This window comes from Varibaculum vaginae, from assembly GCF_900604285.1.
Lineage (GTDB): Bacteria > Actinomycetota > Actinomycetes > Actinomycetales > Actinomycetaceae > Varibaculum > Varibaculum vaginae.
On sequence record NZ_UWNY01000001.1, the window covers coordinates 627,363 to 644,409 of the forward strand.

Below are 17,047 nucleotides of genomic sequence, written 5' to 3' on the forward strand. Positions count from 1 at the left end.
AATGAATGAATCTTGCTTTGGTTATCCTACGGCTAAAAACGTAGGAGGGAAAATAAACGATAAATATGCTGATCCATCTATAGTAGATTTAGTCTGCTTTAGGTGGAAGCTTTCTCTGTGTTTTTAAGTGATTTCCTGGTAGAGCCTTTTTTGAAAATCTTTCCTGGAGTTTTTGCGGTTTTCTTTTCAGTGGGCGAAGGATCAATCGCGGGGAAAGATACTCGAATGGTGAGCCCGCCCCCAACAGTAGCTAATGCTTGGGCAGTTCCCCCATGCACTGCGGCAATCGCGGCCACAATCGAGAGTCCAAGACCGGTACCACCAGTTTGGCGCGAACGGGAACCGTCCCGGCGATAAAAACGTCCAAAAATTTCATCTAGCTCGTTCTCCGGAACCCCCTCGCCATGGTCACGAACCTCTAAAACGGCTTTACCAGCGCTGATTCCCGCGAGGATCTCTACCGGAACTTGTGTGGAAGTGTAGCGCTCCACGTTACCAATCAGATTGGTCATCACTTGCGTGAGCTGGTCACGATCTGCCAGCACTAGTGCGCTGTCTCCCTTGTCTAACTCCAGGGGTGAGCCGTCCAGGTGTAGCAGGCTAATTTCCCGCTCTGGCGAAAGTGCTGTTAAATCGAGAGCTCCGGCGGCAGCAACCCGATATAAATCTACAGCCTTCATTTTTATCTGCCTGCCCTCATCTAGGCGCGCCAGTTTGAGTAGATCCTCTACCAGCAACCCCATTCGGGTGGCTTCTGATTCGATGCGTCCCATGACTTCATCAACCCGCTCTGGAGGTACGCCGCCCATTTTATATAGTTCCCCATAACCGCGAATTGCAGCCAGGGGAGTGCGTAACTCGTGAGAAGCATCAGACACGAACTGGCGTACTTTTTGCTCGCTGCGTTTTTGGGTGACAATAGTTTCCTCAATCCGGGAAAGCATAAAGTTTAGCGCTGACGCCAGGGATAACACTTCACCGGAACGCACTTGGGATATGTCGATACGTTCATGCAGGTCGCCAGAGGAAATCTTCCCGGCAACCTCCTCCATTTGCCGCAGAGGACGCAGGGAAACTTGTACTAACACGTAGGCTAAAACCCCGCCTATCAAAATAATGATGACCGACGTCCCCAAAACGTTAATGCCGGTAGCGGTAACTGTTTGGGTAACGGTTTGTAGCGGTAGTGCCACGATTAAAGTTCCGGTGATTTTAGAGTCGTGAGTGCTGCGAACTGGAAGCATAATCGCTCGCCAAGCTGAGGAAGCTTCCCCCGCAATTGTAAAGGGCTTTTCCCAGGAGATGTCTCGCGATTTTTCTGCTAGTGCTAAAGCCTTGGGATCTGGACGTCCCATATCCAAAGCCGCAATAGAGGAAGTGGCTTCCGCAACTTCGCCATCGTAGTTTACCCTTACAAAATAGTTCGTGGGTTGATTGCCTTGGAAAGTGCCTTTATCCAGCAGATCCACCAAATCATTAGTTTTTATCCGTGAGGCGGTAGCTTTCAGATTGGAGTCGATCTGTGCCGCTAAGTGGGAATGTAAAATTCCCAGCATTGCGGTTCCGGTTCCGCCTAAACCTCCGGCCAGCAGTGCCATAATTATCAAGACTAGACGCCAGGTCAGGGGGATACGTTGCCAATAGCTGCGGTTTTTCCTAGTGTCTTTAGCTGCCGGATGTTCCGCAGTCTTCTCCGAGGTTCTACCAGCGTTCGCTAAGGGCATTAGTGCTTTCCAGAACGAATCATGTAGCCGATTCCACGTCGGGTGGTAATAATATCCCCGCAAGATCCGGGTACATCTAGTTTGCGCCGCAGATAGGAAATATAGGATTCCACGATGGCGGCTTCGCCGTTCCAGTCGTATTCCCAGACGTGGTCAAGGATTTGGGCTTTAGAAACAACTCGTCCTTCGTTGATCATTAGGTAACGTAATAATTTGAACTCAGTGGGGGAGAGGTCTATTACTTGCCCGGCACGGCGTACCTCATGGGCGTCCTCGTCTAAAGCAATATCAGCCACCCGAATTACCGCATCTTCCCCGGAAACCCCCCGGGTGCGCCGCAAAATCGCGTTAATCCGGGCGACTACTTCTTCTAGCCCAAAAGGTTTAGTTACGTAGTCGTCCCCACCTACGGTTAGCCCCTGGACTTTATCGCTCATATCGTCTTTTGCAGTCAGGAAGAGAATGGGGGTGGTGAAGCCATTTTCGCGTAGGCGGCGGGTGACAGTGAAGCCGTCCACGTCTGGAAGCATTACATCCAACACGATTAGATCCGGGTTGGTGGATTCGGCCTGTTTGATAGCTTCGGAGCCATTGGCGGCAGTGATAACTTCGAATCCGGTGTAGCGCAAAGAAGAAGCGAGGAGGTCGCGGATATTAGGTTCATCGTCTACCACCAACAGGCGGGCAGCGTCTTTAGTAGTCATAAGCCAAATTTTACCCAAAAAACTGGATAGTAGCTGAATGAATTCTGGGAGACGTGTGGATGGAGGCTTAGAGGGCTTGGGTGTTAATCCTCGCCGCCAGCGGGTAGAATCAAGCCAGCAAGAAAAGAACATCTGAGGGAAATAGCGTGAATAATCCGAAAGAACCGCTGGTTGTGCATGATCGTCAGACCTTGGCGCGGGCAGAAAGAAATGTCGGGACTGTGGGACTGATTGTTACTCGTGGCAATTGGCATCGTGGGCACCAGGCTGCTTTTTCCGAAGCTAGTGGGCGGGTGGATAGCCTGGTGGCATCGGTTTATACCGATCCAGTAGGGTCAGCCTTTGAGACTACTTCCGACATGATTAGCGCCGCTGATTTTCAGTTAGCTGCGCGTAGCGGAGTAGATATTATTTTCGCGCCCTCAACCGAGGCTTTCTATCCTTTTGGAACCGCACAGACTGTACTGGATCCGGGGAAGATTATTAGGGAATACGAGGCTGCTCATAACCCGCAACAGGCGCTGAATCGCCTGACTCAATTAGTGAAGATGTTGGGAATCGTGCGCCCGGACAAGGTATTTATTGGGCAATGTGACGCCCAGTTGTTGGCTACGGTACGCCTGGTGGTTCGGGATCTGGATATTCCGGTAATGGTAGAGGCGCTTCCCACCTTCCGAGATTTGGATGGGCTTACAGTTTCGCAAACAACCCTGAATCTTTCCCCTGCTCAGCGTGAGGATGCTGCTGTTTTTGCGAAAGCCCTGTTTGCGGGGGTAAGCCAAGCCGCTGCAACCGGGTCGGGGGCGGCAGTAATGGCTGCAACTCGAGATGTACTAAGCGATAGTGGGGTCGAAATTGAGTACCTTGATTTGGTAGATCCTATTTCCTTTGAGCCCTGGCAGGGGGACGGTGCTAGTACTGCCTGCCTGATTGCGGCAGTGAAGCTGGGTGAGGTACGGCTAAGCGATAACCAGTTAGTGGTACTTTCCCGCCTCTAAGGCAAACTAAAGCTTAGAGCGCAATAGAGCTTTATAACAGTTTGCGGGTCTTCCTAGCAATAGGAAGACCCGCAAACTGGTTTATTCAGTTAATTTTAGCTGTTACGACGGCGCAATAGTGCAAAACCTAGTAAGAACAGCACACTCGCTCCGAACCCTAAGATGGTGGTGTCCACTGATCCTGTTCTAACCAGGGAGTCGGGAGTGGAGGGAGTGTTTCCTTTTGCCCCGTTAGCTATGTTGGCTCCGGAATTGGTTCCTCCGGGGTTTGTATTTCCCGGTTGTGTGCCAGGCTGGGTTCCACCCGGAGTAGTTCCAGGCTGGGTGCCCGGCTGCTGGCCACCTGGTACGGTACCAGGATCACCGCAGGGCTTACAGGGTTCGCAGGGAGTGTCCGGTTTTGCTGTCCGCTCCTTGTAATCCAAAATCACAGTGAACTTAACGGTTCCGTCCTTTTGTAGTTCACAGGAGGTTTCAGCCGGCAGTGGTGCATCGGGACACTGCATCCTGTTGAAAAGTTTTTCGCCCTTTTCTTTAGTTAGCGGGACCACCACTTCTGCCCTCTTTCCCCTACTTATCGGATCTTTGGAATCAAACGGTAATCCAAGATGATTTAGGTAGGTGACTTTAGCGTAGTCAAAAACGCCCTTAAGTGGGTTCTCCTTACCATCCTTGTCTGGGCCATAGGAAGGGATTACCAGCTCTTGCCAATTGCCTTCCTTAACCTTCTTAAAATCTTGCGCACTCGGAGCTTCCGGAGTAGCAATCGGATTTACCCCTACCGGAGCAATCGCAATGCGCTGCTTACGTCCAGGTTCATTAGAACCGATTTCGGATTCCGCCGTTGTATCGGCCGGGAACGCGGCGTTAGCGTAAGACAGGGTAACCGGGATTTTCGCTATATCGTCTTTCCTAGCATCTTTGTGCGGGGTGACAGTCAGCTCTCCGGTAGTGGCATCGATTGCCACCTCCCAGGTTTTCCCGTTAACCTCTACGGTTTTGGGTGCGCTATAGGTGGCTTGGGTGGCGTTAGCAGCGTCCTCATAGGTCTTAGTTTTCACCGGGGATTTAACTGCTTTACCGGGTTCGGTTTTAACTTCCTCGTATTTGGGAGGCAGCATTGATAAACGCCAGGAGCCGACCTTCTTTCCGGCTTTGTCAGCAACTCCTGGGTTGGCGGTGCTACCGGCTACTGGCAGGTAAACCCCATAACCATCCGCAAACTTGATGCCTCCATCCGCTCTTAGCGAAGAACCGGTATTACCGGAGCCGAGAATATCACCCGGTCCGGAGAAATCGGCGCCTTGCTTCGCAAAAATAGCGGGTCCTGTAGAAGAAGTGATTTTAGCATCTTCGGCAGTGGAGAAGTTGATATTTCCGAGGGAATAAATGCCAATTGTTGGTGCCGTTGGCGAGGTTTCGTTATAAGCCTTAATAGATAGGCGAGCGTTCTCGGCTACCGAGATATCTTTGCTTTCTTGAGGAGATCTGTACATTCCCAATGTATAACCAGAGGAAGCTCCATTCACAGCGATATTAACTATCGAATTTCCCTTTAGAACAGCTGCCCCTTCAATGCCGATAACGCCATATCCTATGGAAGTCGCTTCTTTATGCATCAAATTAGAATTGATATTAACAGTGACATTACCTGTAATTGTCGTGTAATAGCTGGCGATACCAGTCACGGCATTAATTTTACCGGTGCCACTAAAACCAGGATTCAGGTTGATGGTGCCTTTACCACCGATGGTCATTGAGGCTCCAAAAGCTTTAATAGCTCTGGAATTATTAGGGTCGGAATTGGTGATGTCACTATTAATCGTCAAACTATCCTCTGGGGATTCACCAATAATGTTGACCATCGGGGTCGTTTGATTGCCGCTTCCTTCACCATAAAACGTCGGGGCCAGAGTTAGGGCATCACTATGTCCCTTAGACTGCTGGTCGATGACGTTTTTACCCTTGAACTTGATGGTTAGCTCAGTCACGCTACTTTTGGGGCGATTAAAAACCGGTTCAATAAAAGTGCCGGCTCCATAAGATCCAGTAAAGTTTGCGCGTTTCAGTACGAAGTTATCGAAGGTAAGGGTATTGGTATCATTGTCCCAGTACCAATAGCCTGAGTCTCCTTCGCCATAGATTTTACTATTGAGGCAGTAAGTCCATTCAGCCACATGCATATACTGGCTATTAGGGCATTCTGAATAATAACCATGCTCATGTTGGGCAGCTTTGGTATATCCCTGCGGGGGAGCGGGCTCGGCTTGGGCTACCGGAGATAATAACACCCCGGTTAGGATGACAAACGCCGCGGCCAAGGCGGAGATTGCTAGGTGTGCGGTTTTCTTCATATTACATTCTCTTACTCTTAATTGCGTAAAATTTCATCGACTATCCATTGTTAACATACTTAACATGGCTTTGACAAGGGAAAATGGGTGTAAAAACCATGATGGAGTGTAAATCATAGGTTTTGCGAAATGGGTTTCTTTTAAAATGGTGATCTCAGTGGGGGGCGGGAGTAAAACCGCTAACTTTCTTCCCTCGCCCTCGCCTAGATAACATGGAGGGCGTGAGTGAAGCTAATAACCAAAGTGTGCCTGAACAAATTCGTATTCGCGCTGAGAAACGGCAGCGCCTGATTGACGATGGTCGCAACCCCTATCCCATCGCGGTTCCCATCACCCATACCCTCAGCCAAGTGCGGGAAAAATACCCGAACCTAGCGGCTGGGGAAGAAACTGAGGACTTCGTAGGGGTTGCCGGCCGGGTAGTTTTTTCTCGCAATACCGGCAAACTCTGCTTCGTTACCTTGCAGCAAGGCGATGGCACCCGCCTGCAGGCCATGCTTTCTGCCGCCCAGGTAGGTAAAGAATCCCTAAGTGATTACAAAGCCGATGTGGATCTAGGGGATCACCTATTTGTCTACGGGCGGGTAATAGCCTCCAAACGCGGAGAACTTTCGGTAATGGCGCAGCCGGGTGCACAAGGACAGCCCGCCTGGCAGCTCACGGCAAAATCTTTACGTCCGCTGCCGAAAACTTTCAAAACTGAGGACGGGCAGGAAGTTTCCCTCTCGGAAGACCAGCGAGTACGTCACCGGGAAGTCGATATGATCACCCGGGAAGCTGCTCGAGAAATGGTGCGCACCCGTGCGAAAGTGGTGGCCTCTCTGCGCGGTACCCTGAGTGGGGAAGATTTTATCGAGGTGGAAACCCCGATGCTGCAAACCCTGCACGGCGGGGCAGCCGCGCGCCCCTTCGTGACTCATATGAACGCCTATGACACCGACCTTTATCTGCGGATCGCTCCGGAACTGTTCTTGAAACGTTGCCTGGTAGGCGGGATTGACCGGGTTTTTGAAATTAACCGTAATTTCCGTAACGAGGGCGCAGATTCCTCCCATTCCCCCGAGTTCACCATGCTAGAGGCCTACCAGGCCTATGGAAATTATCGCCAGATCGCCGAGCTCACTCGCCAGCTGGTGCAAAACGCGGCACAGGCCGCCCTGGGAAGCACCGTCGCCACCTTGCCGAACGGGGAATCCTATGACCTAGGGGGAGAGTGGGAATGGATTGACCTCTATGGTTCACTATCGGCGGCATTAGGACAAGAAATCACCCCGCGCACCCCCCGGGAAGAACTGGTAAAACTGGCCCAGGCGCGCGAGATTGAAGTCGAAAAATTCTATTCTCCTGGCAAACTCGTGGAACTGCTGTGGGAAGAGGAAGTAGGAGACGACCTCTATGCCCCCACTTTCGTAGCAGACTTCCCTGAAGACACCTCTCCACTGGTGAAATCACATCCCGAAAAACCCGGACAGGTACAAAAGTGGGATCTGTATGTACGCGGATTCGAGCTGGCTACCGGCTATTCAGAACTGAATGACCCGGTAATTCAGCGCGAACGTTTCGAAGCGCAATCCCTAGATGCCGCTAACGGCGATCCCGAAGCTATGCAAGTTGATGAAGAGTTCTTGCAAGCAATTGAAGCCGGGATGCCGCCAGCCGGAGGTATGGGAATGGGGCTGGATCGCCTACTAATGGCGATTACCGGCCTCGGGATCCGGGAAACCATCACGTTCCCACTGGTAAAGCGAATTTAGATAAACCGGGCGCGCCGCTAGTCCGTCTGCGCCCTCCAAACTTTTATTTCACTAATTAGGAAGAAAATAATTATGCCCGTAAAAACTACCCACGTGGGTTCCTTGCCGCGAACTCCAGAGCTACTTGAAGCCAATAACCTGCTATCGGCCGGGAAAATCAGTCCCCAAGATTTCGAAGAAATCATCGAACGCGCCGCCGCCGAAGTGGTGGCCAAGCAGCGCGAAATCGGGATCGATATTGTTAACGAGGGTGAGTACGGCCATATAACCTCGGGAGCAGTCGACTATGGTGCCTGGTGGAACTATTCCTTCTCTCGCCTCGGGGGACTTACCCAAACCGATGAGGATCGCTGGGCCAAAACCGAGGTTATTCGCTCTGAACCGGGCAAAATCCGGCTCACCACCTTCACTGATCGGCGGGATCGTAACCTGTTCCGGGAAGCCTACGAGGATCCGGATTCGGGAGTACTCGGCAACCGCAACTCAGTCGGCAACCCGGTGATTACCGGTCCGCTGAGCTATATCGGGGCGGATGCTGCCAGGCGAGATGTGAATCTACTGCTCAAGGGGTTGCAGGCTAATGGTTTAGATGCCTCCTCTGGTTTTATCGCTGCTTTATCGCCCGGATCCTGTGCGCGGGTAGAAAACCGTTATTACCGCACCGACGAGGAAGTGGTTTGGGCATGCGCAGAGGCAATGCGTCAAGAATACAAAATCATCACCGATGCCGGGCTCACGGTACAGATTGATGACCCCTCCATCGCAGAGTCTTGGGATCAAATTAACCCGGAACCTACGCTAGAGGACTACAAAAAGTTTATCGGAGTGCGTATCGAGGCTCTGAACTGGGCGTTAAAAGATATTCCCACCGAACTTACGCGATTCCACGTATGTTGGGGTTCTTGGCATGGGCCGCACACCACCGACATACCTTTCGCCGATATTGTGGAGGACGTGCTGCGGGTAGATGCCAAAGGCTACACTTTCGAAGCCTCATCACCGCGCCATGCCCACGAATGGCGTATTTGGCATGAATACCAATTGCCGGCGGACAAGGTGTTAATCCCGGGGGTGGTTTGCCACTCTACGAACGTGGTGGAGCATCCCCAGTTGGTCGCTGATCGGTTGTCGCGCTTTGTGGCGGCAGTAGGTCCCGAGCGGGTAATCGCCTCTACCGATTGCGGCTTGGGCGGGCGCCTGCATTCCTCGATTGCCTGGGCGAAATTGCAGTCCCTGGTGGACGGAGCGAAGCTGGTTTAGCGCTGTAAGGGTTCGTAAAGTGCGGAAGCTTTCCGGGGCGGTCAAGGATTATGCTTGGGGATCTACCAGTGCTATCAGTGACTTTACCGGGATTGATTTTGGGGGCCAACGGGTGGCCGAGCTATGGTTTGGCGCCCATAATGGGGCACAGACCCTGACGGGAGGACGCCCGCTTTCGGAAGTCATCGCCGCAGATCCAGTCGAGATTTTAGGGGCAGACGTCGCGGCGCGTTTTGACGGACAGCTGCCGTTCTTGCTGAAAGTGATCGCTCCCGAGCAGCCGTTATCTTTGCAGGTACACCCGGGTAAAGAACTGGCAGAGGCGGGTTTTCAAGCGGAAGAAGAAGCGGGGATACCCCTCGAAAGTCCGCGGCGAAACTATCGAGATCGTAACCATAAGCCGGAAATGATTTTCGCGCTTACCCCCTTTGAGGCCTTCGCGGGTTTTCGCGCTCCTCGCCGGGCGATCGAGGTGTTGGATAATCTGAATGCCCCACTAGCGCGGGAAATGCTGGAAATTTTACGTGCTCACCCCGGGTATCGGGGATTGCGGGCAGTGGCGCGTAAGCTGCTCGCACCCTTAGATGAAGAACGCCGAGTTCAAATAGAAGCGGTTATTACCGCCTGTCAAGATCGGCTAGATCGCGGCACCTCGCCCTCGCTCAGGGTTGATCGCCAAGCGGTCGCCCTGGCGCGTACCTATCCGTCCGATCCCGGGGCGGTACTATCTTTGCTCCTAAATCCGGTAACTTTACGTGCAGGCGAGGCGTTATTCATCCCTACTGGTGCGGTGCATGCCTATGTTTCTGGTCTGGGGATCGAAGTGATGTCTTCCTCAGATAATGTTCTGCGTGCGGGGTTAACTCCCAAGCATATTGATGCTGGCGAAGCCCTGCGCTGTATGGATTTTCACGGCGCGCCCCCGGTGCGGATTGCCCCGGAAATGAACGGTCGCGGCACTGGTATCTATTATGCGCCAGTGGATGATTTCGAGCTATCGGTATCGGATGTTAACGGTGAGGAATGGATACCGATTCCCGGGCGTGGACCTCGGATTCTACTGGGAATCTCCGGAGATTTGGAAGTGGGAATTGGTGGTTCCCTAGAAACTATCCGTACTGGCGAAGCGGTTTTTATTGCTGCTTCCGAGGGGGCGGTGCGTGCCCGAGGAAACGGAAAACTAGCGCAAGCGGGAGTGCCGTGATGGATGTTCAATATTGCTGGGATAGCCACTGGGTAAGTGCCCTTGCCGGGATAGCTTCTCCTCGCCTTACCTGGTATGGCGAGCAACGCATCGAGCTATCGGGACAGGTAGTAAGCAACTGGGTAATAAAAACCCAAAATCTTTTAGCCGGTGACCTGGCGGCAGAGCCAGGGGGAGTGCTTGCCTTGGGATTAGGTCTTTCCTGGCGAGATCTGCTCTGGCGAATCGCAGGGTGGGGGTTAGGGTTAACCGTTAAGAATCTGACAGATGCAGAGGCCGGCAACCAGGAAATATCTACTGATCCGGATTTAGTTGCTTGCGCAGTCACTGATCCGGAAAGCGGAGTCTGTTTTCTAAAATCTGGAATCGAAACCTTCCTAGTTAGCCCGTCCCCGTTAGCCTGGCGCTATCCCAGTGCTCTACCTGAGGGGTTTCTTGATGGAAACCGGGAAGTGCTTTCCCAAGCTGATCAACTACTTTTTCCTCTACCTGATCAAGCTAGCCTGATAGGCGATACCTCTTTTGAGGTATGTGAGGATGGGCAGCTAATTTCTGATTTTTCTCGCTGGTGTGAACAAAACTGTCCAGGAAACCGAATCTTAATTAAACTAACCACAGATTCTAATCCGCAGTCTCTCGCTCTGGTTGTCGGGCAGATTTGGAGCTACCAGGGGGCTGCGGTAGTCCTAGAGGCAAATTGTGGTGAAATCGAGAAAATTTCTTCTCTCGAACATATTTCCGAAATCGTTGAACTGAACTGCAGGTAGATAGGTATTTTTTAATCTTCGGAGATAGTGGCAGCCTAAAAAATCTATACCATTTTTTCGACTGACTTCCCCTAATGACACGCTTGTAGTTTATACTCTTAGAGAAACCTATTTTTGCGAGGAGAATAATATGTGGAACATATTTGGCGAGGGGCCCATCTCGTCTAATCCGCAATCCTGGCAAATTGGGCAGGATGACCATGGCCCCCTCTCCTGGCAAGAACAAGCATTATGTGCCCAAACTGACCCCGAAGCGTTTTTTCCTGAGAAAGGTGGTTCCACTCGGGAAGCTAAAGCGGTTTGTGAGCTCTGCGAAGTTCGCGATGAATGCCTCAGTTATGCCTTAGAAAACGATGAACGCTTCGGGATTTGGGGCGGTCTCTCCGAACGGGAACGGCGCAGACTGCGGCGCAATGTAGGTTAGTGTAGTGGCTCCCGCCTCTGAATCTTCCGCTCCTTACCGGCACCCCAGTGTCCAGGTTTTTATTACTACGCGGGGACGTACTCCCTATCTTGAGCAAACCTTAAAATCTCTTCGAGCCAGTCGCTACCCCGTATCATCCCTGGTGGTAGTGGATTCTGATCCTAATAGCGACCTCACTCCCTCCGAATTACGTCCCTATGCACCTTTGCATTACTCTCAGGTAAAAGCCGCCAATCTAGGACAAGCCGTATGTACCGCCCGTGCCGACAATCTGGCGGCAGTGGACTATTTATGGCTTTTACACGACGACTCCGCTCCCGATTCCGCCTGTCTGGGCGAGCTTGTCCAGGCATTCGAAAATTCCACCACTCTGGGAATCGCTGGCCCTAAAGCCTTGGATTGGGATAAACCCAAAACTCTGGCCTCGGTGGGTATTCACGCCACGCGCAGCGGGGAGCGCCTTATTCCTTTCGATCCGGGTGAAGTGGATCAGGGGCAATACGACGGTATTAGTGACGTGCTGGCAGTAAGTACCGCGGGACTCTTAATAAAAGCCCAACTCTGGGATCGCTTGCGTGGAACCAGCCCCCTACTCAGTCGTTTCAGTGAGGCTTTAGAACTGGGGCGTCGCGCGCGAATGGCTGGTTACCGAGTTTGTCTGGTACCGGAGGCGCGGATCTATCACGCCCAAGCCGGCCTCTATCGCCTACGTAAATATTTACAGGATCGGAGCCTGAAGGAAACCGCCGCTGAAAAAGATGCCGAAAACAATCCGAGGGGAAGGTTGAAACAGCTCCCCAAGTCCGAAGCGCAGGCCGATGAACTAGATGGGTCGAGTTTGGACTCAAAGGAACAGCTGACGGTGGATAAAGTTTCCTCGCTGTCTGAAGTCTCTAGTGGCGCTGCAGGTAACCTGGCTAAAGAAGACGATTTACTGGAAGAGAAAAATGATTCCGGTGAAAATGACGTGCAAGAGGAAAACGAAGGGGACAACCGGCCAGAGGATCCGGATGCCCCTGTTCCTCATCAACCGGTTTATGTTTATGATCCGGTTCCGGTTACCCCCTTGGCTGCTAGGGCGCCCCGGGAAAAAAGAAAATCTTGGGCGACGCGACGGGCAGACAGCTATATTTATCGCGCGCTAACTATTAACTCGCTGCTCCTACCGTTGTGGGTAATATTTTTGCCTTTTAAATCAGTGCTGCTAGCACTGTATTGGGTGCTGCAATCGCAGGGGCAGCGGGGAGCAGTTGAGATACACTCCGCTAACCGGGTATGGGGGTTGTTAGGGAAGATTTTTTCGGCACGCCGGATTCAGCGGAGGCAGTCCCAGATTTCCCGGCGAGAACTTTCCCGCTTGGAAGTTCCTGCCAGTCAACTGCGAAAAAATCGCCGTCTAATCCGACGGGTAAATCGGGAACACGGACAGACAGCTCTTAAATTAGGGGCAGTAGCTAAAACCCAACTGGAAAATATTTCCTGGCGCGCCCAAATAATCTTCTGGTCATTATCTCTATTTTTCTTGGTAAGTAGCCTACTGGGGATGCGGGCATTCCTGGGAGGAATGCATGGTGGTTTCTGGAGTGTTTTGCCTGGTAACTGGCGAGACTTTTGGTTTTTGGCAACCAACTCTTGGCGCACCCTCTCCACTGGGGTAAGTGGTTCTCCTGACCCGATTACTTACCCGCTACTAGTTGTCACCGCCCCCTTCGCCATTTTCGGCATAGCCCCCACCGCGGTTTTGCAGTGGTTACTGATCTTCTCTCCACTGGGAGCAGCAATCTGCGCATGGATAGCATCGTCCGCATTCACCCGGGTAAATCCCCTGCGGGCTCTGATCACGCTGAGTTGGGGAGCGGCGTTGCCGCTATTGCTTTCTATGCAGGCTGGTAATGTGCCTGCTGTCCTGTGTCACATCTTTTTACCCCTGGTAGTTTGGGGAGTGCTTTCTTATTACGGTTTACGTCGCCCCTACTTCTTGGCGGGAGTATTGGATACCGAGGAATATCTTCCTAACTATTCGCGCAGATCTGCGGCAGGTATCGGAGCGCTCACGCTAATAATAGTAAGTGCCGCCGCTCCCTGGTTCTGGCTGGTGGCGCTAGCTCTTGTTTTGGGTTGCACCCTAAGCGCGAAGATAAAGAAACCTTTGTCCTTCCGAAGGCTATTTTTGCAGCTAGGGGGCGGAGTGGCAATACTGATTCCTGCTTTGCTCACGCTGCTGCCCTCTTTGATCTGGGCGCTACGGACCCACAGTTTGAGCGCTTATCTGTTCCTAACTCCTTCGACTTTTTCTCCGCTATCTATGCGCTCGCAATTGCAGGTTATGGGGCAAGTTTTATCGGGTCTCCCCCTAATTCTGGGAATAGCCTCTTTTGTCTGCGTGCTGTTGGCTGCTATAGGTGCCTTATTTACCGGACGGGAACTGCTGGGAACCCGCATGGCATGGATGTTTACCCTGGTGGGCATCGTAATTGGAATTGTTTCGGTGACTCAAATAGTTGCTCCTGGACAAAGGCCCTGGCCATTGCCAGTATTTTCCCTTTTGCTAATGGGATTATTGGCTGCGACCGCACTAGGATGGGGCGCGGTGCAACCGGTAAAACCCTGGCGTTACCTGTTAGGTAGTCTGATTGCGCTGGCACTAGTTTTTCCACTGGCGACCATAGCTACTTGGGCGATTCCTGCGGTGAATACTCCTTTGAAGGCTGGCGCTGACCGCGCTCCCGTGGCCTTCTCGATATTATCTGCCTCGGAAAAACGAACTCGGATGTTGCTGATAGATCGGGCAGGGCGCAAGTACCGGCTGGCGATGCGCCGTGACGCTGGTCCGGGGATGCTGGCCACCAACTGGGAAATACGGGTAAAATCACCCAAGCAGATTGCCGCTCCCGAAAACCAGATTTTAGCCTCTCTAGTAGCGGGAAATGATCTTCGGGCCGCAAAAATCTGTGCTGATTTAGCGGTAGAACAATTGTTAATTACCAAGCAAGCTGCCGTCGATGGTTTGAACGCCAGATTAGCTTCCTCCAGTTATTTCCACCCGGTCTTAGCCAATGCTGATTACAGCGTGTGGCGTTTAGACACCTCCAAATTCTCTCCGCCGCGTTCGGATGCCCGGGTGCGAATTGCCGCCGGGAAGCAGCAAGAAACAGTACCGTCAGGGATATTAAACGCCGAAAAAAATATTTCTTCCTCCTCAAAACAACGTCAACTTTTGCTGGCAGAAGCACCTTCTTCTGCTTGGAAGGCTCGGATAGGCGGTCACGCCCTGCAATCCCGATCCGAAGGGGGACTGCAGTCCTTTACGATTCCGGCTGGTAACTCCGGAAAACTGGAACTGTATTTTGCTAATCCAGTACGTTACCTCATGATAGGGATATTCCTACTAGTCTACCTGGGTGCGTTCGCCGCTTGCCTTCCGTTGGCAGAAAGGAGCGAGCGAAAATGAATAAACCGGCTCCTAAATCCGTGATTTCGTTGGTTTCCGCGCTAGTTATTCTCTTGGCTGCCGGGGTGCTCTCACTGGTGTTAGTGAGGAATCTCCCTGCCGTTTCTATCTCTGAGGACACTGGTAGCGAGGTGGCGGTACCGGCGGCTGTCCAGCAAGTGGTGTGCCCAGGAATGCCAGGTGGCGACGCGAAGGCCTGGGTGCAAGGAGCTTCGGCAACAGGAGCAGCCGCGGTGTCCGACACTTCTGGCCGAGTCCTAGAGAGGGGGGTCGCGGCTTCAGTGGGTAAATCCGGCTTGAAGCTGCAGGCAAAACCGGTAGCCGGAAAAAATGTGGCCATTGTGGGATATGTTAGCGGCAGTGGAAAAGAAGGCGAAAATGGATTCTACGCGGATCGTTGCACCGCCCCTACCAATCGTGCCTATTTCCTTACCCCCGGAACTACCACTGGGAATGCCTCTACGCTACATCTGGTGAATCCAGCAGGAGCTCCCGTTACCGCCCGGATTCAAATCTGGACTGAACAAGGACCGCTACGAGCCAAAGTGACACAAAAAATTCCTGGGAAAGGCAGTGCATCTCTGATGCTTGACGGACAAGCCCCCGGGTTTACTCGCCTAGGAGTTTTAGTCGAGGCCGGCGGTGCCGGGGTGGCGTCCTGGGTGAACACCACTTTGGCTACCGGAGCCCAAAAAGCCGGTGCTGTGCATGTGTCCCCTTTGGCGGCGCCGGCAAATCAAGTCCTGATCCCAGCAGCTAAAATTACTGGTAAAGCCAGTTTACGGGTGCTTAATCCCAGTCCCACGGTGGCTACGTTGCAGGTGTCGCTTATGAATGCGAAAGGGGAAACTCCGGTTTCGTCTCCCAAAAAACTACAGGTAGCTAGGGGAGCAATTTTCGATATCCCCTTGGGGGGAGTGAAAGACGGGGTAGCGGCAGTGAAACTTAGGTCCAATCAGCCGGTAGTGGCCGCGGTTTTCGGGGAGGAAACTTTTGCCGGAAAAGGAACTCTGGCGGTGTATCCCTCGGCTGCTGCAAGTACTTCGGGTGCAGTACTAGTTAATGAACAAGCCGCAAACCTGGCATTTGTAAGTAATCGGTCTCAAAAAATTATTTTGACTTCCACGAATAAAACCCAAGAGATTGCTGTCAAGGCTGGTCAGGTATCGCAGGTCAAGCTGGAAAATGGAGTTTGGCAGTGGCAAAGCGAGAGTGATTGCTTCATCGGACAGTTAGTGGGGGATCCCTCTGACGCTTTTCGCACCATTGGGATCGGCAAAGCAGTTCGGGAAGTAGCAGCGATCTCGGTGCAAGTTAATCCCTAGATTCTACATACTCTCGATAACTACGGTAGAGGGCGAGCTACAATTTTTAAGGACTATCTTCGAATAAGTTTTCGCGAACCTTAAACTAATCGCGGATAGGAAAAACATCTTCGGGCAAACACCCGATCTCGCTACTTAAATGCTCTGCGAGTACCGATTTTACCGCGTGTTTGATATCTTCCTGGGTGCGGCAACGCCACTGGATGGGTAGACGATAAACCACAATCCGGGTAGCTAGGTTTCCACTCTTATCTGCCGGAAAAAGTCGTCCAAGTACTGCCCGGGTGGATTCCCATTCAGCCGGATCCGAGGGAGGAATGTCTTCCACCCCGAACTCAATACGGCTGACTGCCTGGTGCTTGCGGGCAGCTAGGGTAGCCAGATCCACTACTAGGTGGTCAAATTTTTCTCGTCGCGTCCTCCAAGCTGGAACTACCGGTAGAAAGGTAACCCCCCGGGCACCTCGTCCGTGGCGATCTCGCCGCTTTCGTGTCAAACCCCTCACGAGAACGCACCCTACCGCGAGTTTGGCTTGGGTTTTATTTCCCGCGCCGCTAACGTGCAATTGTGCGGGTAACTAGATCATGTTCCAAAACCGGCTGCAACCAAGTGGCGGCAGCCACCTTAACTTATGTATATAAAGATTCCACGGTAGTTCTTGGTCCTTTGGCAACCCAGGCGGAACCGCACGCCTACGATCTGTGTGCCGAGCATGCTAATACTTTGACCGCTCCCAGAGGGTGGCAGGTAGTGAGGTTAGCCAGTGAGTTCAGTCCAGCAGAACCCAGTGATGACGACTTAGAGGCACTGGCGAACGTAGTACGAGAAGCCTCTAAACGCCGGCACCTTTCCACCTCAAAAGTTAATAAAAATTGGGATGGGCGTCTCAGTCCCGAAGCTACCAGTGGTGGCAGTGTACATCCCGGACACCAGTATGATGCTAACGCTAAGCAAGGGATAGGCCCGGAAGCTCGGCCTATTCCAGAGCAGCGTCGCGGTCATCTGCGGCTGTTACCGGGAGGGTTGCCCGACCAAAACGAATAGATACAGTACAAATGCAGTTACCAGATTCAAAGAAATGA

General features: G+C 52.4%; 13 protein-coding genes. 9 read left to right on the forward strand and 4 right to left on the reverse strand.

The window, feature by feature from the left end; genetic code table 11:
- Positions 1-98: 98 nt before the first annotated feature.
- Together EFB02_RS02640 and EFB02_RS02645 are read right to left on the reverse strand one after the other, a co-directional pair.
- Positions 99-1,724, reverse strand: a complete 1,626-nt coding sequence (locus EFB02_RS02640) for a sensor histidine kinase (RefSeq protein ID WP_122820053.1) — start codon at positions 1,722-1,724, stop codon at positions 99-101.
- Positions 1,724-2,428 (reverse strand): response regulator transcription factor, encoded by a 705-nt coding sequence (locus EFB02_RS02645; protein WP_122820054.1) that lies wholly within the window; start codon positions 2,426-2,428, stop codon positions 1,724-1,726. The genes EFB02_RS02640 and EFB02_RS02645 overlap by 1 nt, the downstream gene beginning before the upstream one ends.
- 146 nt (positions 2,429-2,574) lie before the next feature.
- On the opposite strand from EFB02_RS02645, the gene EFB02_RS02650 reads away from it, so the two are divergent.
- Positions 2,575-3,426, forward strand: coding sequence for a pantoate--beta-alanine ligase (locus EFB02_RS02650; RefSeq protein WP_122820055.1), 852 nt, complete (start codon positions 2,575-2,577; stop codon positions 3,424-3,426).
- Between the two features lie 95 nt (positions 3,427-3,521).
- On the opposite strand, the gene EFB02_RS02655 is transcribed toward EFB02_RS02650, so the two are convergent.
- On the reverse strand, positions 3,522-5,780 hold the full coding sequence (locus tag EFB02_RS02655) for a YPDG domain-containing protein (protein ID WP_122820056.1): 2,259 nt from the start codon (positions 5,778-5,780) through the stop codon (positions 3,522-3,524).
- A 212-nt stretch (positions 5,781-5,992) separates the two neighbouring features.
- Here EFB02_RS02655 and lysS point away from each other — a divergent pair, with 212 nt between their 5' ends.
- The 7 genes from lysS to EFB02_RS02690 all read left to right on the forward strand — a co-directional run bounded on the left by lysS (position 5,993) and on the right by EFB02_RS02690 (position 15,965).
- On the forward strand, positions 5,993-7,534 hold the full coding sequence (gene lysS / locus EFB02_RS02660) for a lysine--tRNA ligase (protein WP_122820057.1): 1,542 nt from the start codon (positions 5,993-5,995) through the stop codon (positions 7,532-7,534).
- Positions 7,535-7,606: 72 nt separating this feature from the next.
- Complete coding sequence (locus EFB02_RS02665; protein ID WP_200831529.1) at positions 7,607-8,794, forward strand: cobalamin-independent methionine synthase II family protein; 1,188 nt, start codon at positions 7,607-7,609, stop codon at positions 8,792-8,794.
- Positions 8,795-8,813: 19 nt separating this feature from the next.
- Complete coding sequence (manA, locus tag EFB02_RS02670) at positions 8,814-9,998, forward strand: mannose-6-phosphate isomerase, class I (RefSeq protein ID WP_122820059.1); 1,185 nt, start codon at positions 8,814-8,816, stop codon at positions 9,996-9,998.
- Entirely contained in the window at positions 9,998-10,765 is a 768-nt protein-coding gene (locus EFB02_RS02675) for a TIGR03089 family protein (protein WP_122820060.1), read from the forward strand. Before manA ends, EFB02_RS02675 begins: the two co-directional genes overlap by 1 nt.
- 130 nt (positions 10,766-10,895) lie before the next feature.
- A complete protein-coding gene (locus EFB02_RS02680; RefSeq protein WP_122820061.1) occupies positions 10,896-11,189 on the forward strand; it encodes a WhiB family transcriptional regulator in 294 nt (97 codons plus the stop codon).
- Positions 11,190-11,193: 4 nt separating this feature from the next.
- Positions 11,194-14,640 (forward strand): glycosyltransferase, encoded by a 3,447-nt coding sequence (locus EFB02_RS02685; RefSeq protein WP_122820062.1) that lies wholly within the window; start codon positions 11,194-11,196, stop codon positions 14,638-14,640.
- The gene (locus EFB02_RS02690; protein WP_122820063.1) at positions 14,637-15,965 is read left to right on the forward strand and encodes a DUF5719 family protein; all 1,329 of its coding nucleotides are present in this window, start codon (positions 14,637-14,639) and stop codon (positions 15,963-15,965) included. The genes EFB02_RS02685 and EFB02_RS02690 overlap by 4 nt, the downstream gene beginning before the upstream one ends.
- An 85-nt stretch (positions 15,966-16,050) precedes the next feature.
- Here the strand turns inward: EFB02_RS02690 and EFB02_RS02695 are convergent, their stop codons facing one another.
- Positions 16,051-16,461 (reverse strand): metallopeptidase family protein, encoded by a 411-nt coding sequence (locus EFB02_RS02695; protein ID WP_147471017.1) that lies wholly within the window; start codon positions 16,459-16,461, stop codon positions 16,051-16,053.
- A gap of 71 nt (positions 16,462-16,532) precedes the next feature.
- Between EFB02_RS02695 and EFB02_RS02700 the strand changes: the two genes are divergently transcribed.
- Positions 16,533-17,009, forward strand: coding sequence for a DUF3499 domain-containing protein (locus EFB02_RS02700; RefSeq protein WP_122820065.1), 477 nt, complete (start codon positions 16,533-16,535; stop codon positions 17,007-17,009).
- Positions 17,010-17,047: the final 38 nt, after the last annotated feature.

What these genes read in the sequence shown, in the direction of transcription:
- EFB02_RS02640 (WP_122820053.1), bottom strand. Translation starts at nt 1,724, where the DNA reads ATGCCCTTAGCGAACGCTGGTAGAACCTCGGAGAAGACTGCGGAACAT.
- EFB02_RS02645 (WP_122820054.1), bottom strand. Translation starts at nt 2,428, where the DNA reads ATGACTACTAAAGACGCTGCCCGCCTGTTGGTGGTAGACGATGAACCT.
- EFB02_RS02655 (WP_122820056.1), bottom strand. Translation starts at nt 5,780, where the DNA reads ATGAAGAAAACCGCACACCTAGCAATCTCCGCCTTGGCCGCGGCGTTT.
- lysS (WP_122820057.1), top strand. Translation starts at nt 5,993, where the DNA reads ATGGAGGGCGTGAGTGAAGCTAATAACCAAAGTGTGCCTGAACAAATT.
- EFB02_RS02665 (WP_200831529.1), top strand. Translation starts at nt 7,607, where the DNA reads ATGCCCGTAAAAACTACCCACGTGGGTTCCTTGCCGCGAACTCCAGAG.
- EFB02_RS02675 (WP_122820060.1), top strand. Translation starts at nt 9,998, where the DNA reads ATGGATGTTCAATATTGCTGGGATAGCCACTGGGTAAGTGCCCTTGCC.
- EFB02_RS02680 (WP_122820061.1), top strand. Translation starts at nt 10,896, where the DNA reads ATGTGGAACATATTTGGCGAGGGGCCCATCTCGTCTAATCCGCAATCC.
- EFB02_RS02690 (WP_122820063.1), top strand. Translation starts at nt 14,637, where the DNA reads ATGAATAAACCGGCTCCTAAATCCGTGATTTCGTTGGTTTCCGCGCTA.